This is a genomic window from Micromonospora echinofusca (genome assembly GCF_017614955.1).
Lineage (GTDB): Bacteria > Actinomycetota > Actinomycetes > Mycobacteriales > Micromonosporaceae > Micromonospora > Micromonospora echinofusca_A.
In genome coordinates, this window is the sequence record NZ_WVUH01000510.1 from 1 (window position 1) to 3,695 (window position 3,695).

The window sequence follows — 3,695 nt, forward strand, 5'->3', positions numbered from 1 at the left end:
GGGTAAGGCGGGCCGGCGGTCGGGGACGACCGTCGGCCCGCCCTCGATCAGGGGTTGATCCGACCGGCGCCGGCACCGGCGGTGACCGCCGCCTTCACCCCGGTGGCGGCGTCCACCGCGTACGGGTACGGGATGGCCGCGACGTCACCGGCGCTCTCCGGGGCACCGGAGTTGACGAAGTGGTTGTTGCGCTGGACCAGGTCACCCGGCCCCGACTCGGCGTAGCCGACGGCGGTGGGCCGGGTCACGTTCTCGAAGTAGTTCCCTTCGACCAGGACACCGGCGCCCATGGTGGAGGCGACACCGTAGTCCGCGCCGAAGTAGTAGTTGTTGAACACGTGGACCGGGTCGGCGAAGCGGACCCGGGGGTGCCGCTCCCTGCTCCCGTCGAACCAGTTGTGGTGGTACGTCACCCGCAGGTGACCGATGTCCGAGGTGGCGCCGTCGTCGTGGCCGAGCAGCATGCTCTTGGTGTGGTTCATGACCCGGTTCCACGAGACGGTGACGAAGTCCGACTCCCGCTTGATGTCGACCGCGCCGTCGTACCCGCCGTCGAAGGTGTTGTGGTCGATCCAGACGTTGGTGGAGTACTGCACGTTGATCGCGTCGTCGTCCCAGCCCCGGAAGGTGAGGTTACGGATGATGACGTTGCGGGCGCTGCTGACGTTGAGCCCGTTGTCCAGGGTCGCCCCGTCGACGCCGAGCACGGTCTTGTTCGACCGCACGTCGTTCATCTTGTCCGGCATGGTGAGGTTGCCCTGCACCCGGATGACCAGCGGCACGTCCTCCTCCAGGGCGTCGGCCAGCGCCTGCCCGTCGGAGACGGTCACCGTCGCCCCGCCGGCCCCGCCGGTGGTACCGCCGTTCTGGGTGGCCCAGCCGACCAGCTCGCCGGTGGGCACGCTCGGGGTCGTGGTCGGGGTGGGCGTCGAGGTCGGCGGCGGGGTGCTGCTCGGCGGGGTGGTCGGACCGCCGGGCAGGCCGACCTTGCCGACCCCGGCCTGCGCGAGGACGACGGCCCTGGTGTCGCAGGCCACCCCGATGGTGTACGGGTACGGCGGGTTGCCGACGCTGCCACCGGTCTGCCCGGCACCGGAGTTGACCAGGCAGTTGTTCCGGGCGACCAGCCGCCCGTCGCCGGAGGAACCCTCTGCCAGGTGGTACGGGTCGTCGACGTTCTCGAAGTAGTTGCCCTCGACGATGACCCCGGCGTTCTCGGTGGACGCGACACCGTAGTTGCCGTTGTTCAGGTAGTAGTTGCGGTAGACGTGCACCTGGTCGCCGAAGCGGACCCGGGGGTTGCGCTGGTTGGTGTTGTCGAAGAAGTTGTGGTGGTAGCTGACCTTCAGTCGACCGACATCCTGCGCCGCGTTGCCGTCGTCGTGGCCGAGCAGCATGTTCTTGTCGGTACCGTCGGCGTGGTTGTAGGAGACCGTCACGTACGACGAGCCGCGCTTGATGTCGACGCCGCCGTCGGCGCCGGTGGTCCAGGTGTTGTGGTCGATCCAGACGTGGTGCGAGAACATCTGCACGTTGATCGCGTCGTCCGCCCAGTTGCGGAAGTTCAGGTTCCGGACGATCACGTTGTGCACCGCGTTGGCCGGCGGCGCGGTGATCGCGTTGTCGATCGGCAGGCCGATGTTGAGCCCGCCGCCGGTGAACCCGGAGTTCGCCCCGAGCCCGACGATGGTCTTGTCCGAGCTGACCTCGTGCATCGGGCCGGGCAGTGCGATCATCCCGCTGACCTGGATGATCTTCGGTCCGGCGGAGGCCGCCTCGGTGACGAACTGGCTGGCGGTGGTGACCGTGACGGTCGGACCGCCGGCCCCACCGGTGGTGCCGTTCTGGCCCCAGGCGTCCACCGAGGCCCAGCCGTCGGCCACGTTGCCGCCCGGGTCACCGGTCGGCGTGGGCCCCGGCGTGGTCGGGGTCGGTACCGGCGTGGTCGGCGTCGGGGTCGGGCTGGTGCCACCCGTGGTGACCTGCACGTTGTCGAAGGTGGCGGTGGAGTAGAAGGTCGCCACGCCGATCCGGCCGCTGGCGTACTGGCTGTCGGACGCCTCGGTGAGCAGGGTGCCGTCGACGTACCCCTTCAGCGCGGAGCCGGCGACCTCCAGTTTGAGGGTGTACCTGGTGCCGGTGCCGACCGGGACGCTGGCGCTGTCCAGGGTGGTGGACGAACCGCCGGTCAGGCGCTTGAGTTCGACGGTGTTGTTGCTGCGCAGGGCCAGGTAGTAGTAGCTGGTGCTGCTCTGCACCCGGGCCAGCACCGCCACGAACCGGTCGGTGCCGTTGAAGGCGGTCGGCGTGACGGTGGTCTGGACCGCGTAGTCGGTCCAGCTCGTCGTACCGGCCAGGGCGCGGGCGTCACTGCTGGTGCTGGACTGCCGGTAGACCCGGGAGCCGTCGGTGACGACCGACCAGCTGCCGCCGTTGGTGCTCCAGCCGGTGGCGTTACCGTCTTCGAAGTCGTCGCTGAACAGGGTGTCGGCGTAGGCGGTGGCTCCCATGCCGACGGCGAGCGCGACCGCGGCGAGCCCGGCCCCGATCGCGGTGCGGAGACCTCGGCGCTGTCTCCTGCGGTGGGTGGTGGTGGTGTCCACGGAACCTCCTCGGTGGTCGTCCACCCTGGTGGGGCAGACAAGATCGATGTAAATCGATTTCGAAGGTGGGACGGGTCCCCGGTCCGCCGGGCCGGGGACGCCGGCCCGGCGGTGGCAGGGACTGGTACGCAGGATCAGGTGCGGGTGGCGCAGGATCAGGAACTAGTAGCCGAGCTTGCCGGTACCGGAACCGGCCGAGACGACCGACTTGACGGTGTTCGGGTCGGTGACCTGGTACGGGTAGAACGTGCGGGGCTCGGTCACCGTGCCCCCCGCGTCACCGGGCTCACTGGTACCGGCCAGGACGTTGTTGCGGGCGATCATCCGACCCCGGTCACCGGAGTAGCTGATCGACCAGGGCACCTCGACGTCCTCGAAGTAGTTGCCCTCGACCACGCAGCCGGAGTCGAGCTGGCAGGCCACCCCGACGTCGGTGTTGTAGACGAAGTAGTTGTTGAACACGTGCACCGGGTCACCGAAACGGACCCGCGGGTTGCGTTGCGGCGTCCGGTCGAACCAGTTGTGGTGGTACGTGACCTTCAGGTTCCCGACATCCTGCGCGGCGTTGTTGTCGTCGTGCCCCAGCAGCATGTTCTTGGAGTGGTGGTGGGTGTGGTTCCAGGAGACGGTGATGTAGCTGCTGCCCCGCTTGATGTCGATCAGGCCGTCGTAGCCGTACGCGAGGTCGTTGTGGTCGATCCACACGTGGTGCGAGAACATCTGCACGTTGATCGCGTCGTCGACGGTGTTGCGGAAGTTCAGGTTCCGGACGATGACGTTGTGCACGGCGTCGGCCGGCGGGGTGGTCACGTTGCTGATCGGCAGGCCGATGTTGAGCCCGCCGCCGGTGATCCCCGAGTTGGCCCCGACCCCGACGATGGTCTTGTCCGAGGTGACGTCGTGCATCGGGCCGGGCAGCGCGATCATCCCGCTCACCCTGACGTTCAGCGGGCCGGGCGTGGCGACCGCGGCGAGGAACTCGGCCGCGGTGTCCACGGTCACCGTCGGGCCGCCGGCCCCACCGGTGGTGCCGTTCTGGCCGAGCGCGTTCACCGAGGCGAAGCCGATCGGCGGGGCACCCGGGTCCAGTGG

Annotated in this window: 2 protein-coding genes; both read right to left on the reverse strand. The window is 68.9% G+C overall.

Going from position 1 to position 3,695, the window contains the following annotated elements; translation table 11 throughout:
* Positions 1-47 precede the first annotated feature (47 nt).
* Positions 48-2,603 carry a pectate lyase family protein gene (locus GSF22_RS35235; RefSeq protein WP_307804496.1) on the reverse strand — a complete coding sequence of 852 codons (2,556 nt, stop codon included), beginning with the start codon at positions 2,601-2,603 and terminating at the stop codon, positions 48-50.
* Between the two features lie 162 nt (positions 2,604-2,765).
* On the reverse strand, positions 2,766-3,695 hold a 930-nt coding region (locus tag GSF22_RS31890; protein WP_368856927.1), incomplete at its 5' end, for a polysaccharide lyase family 1 protein.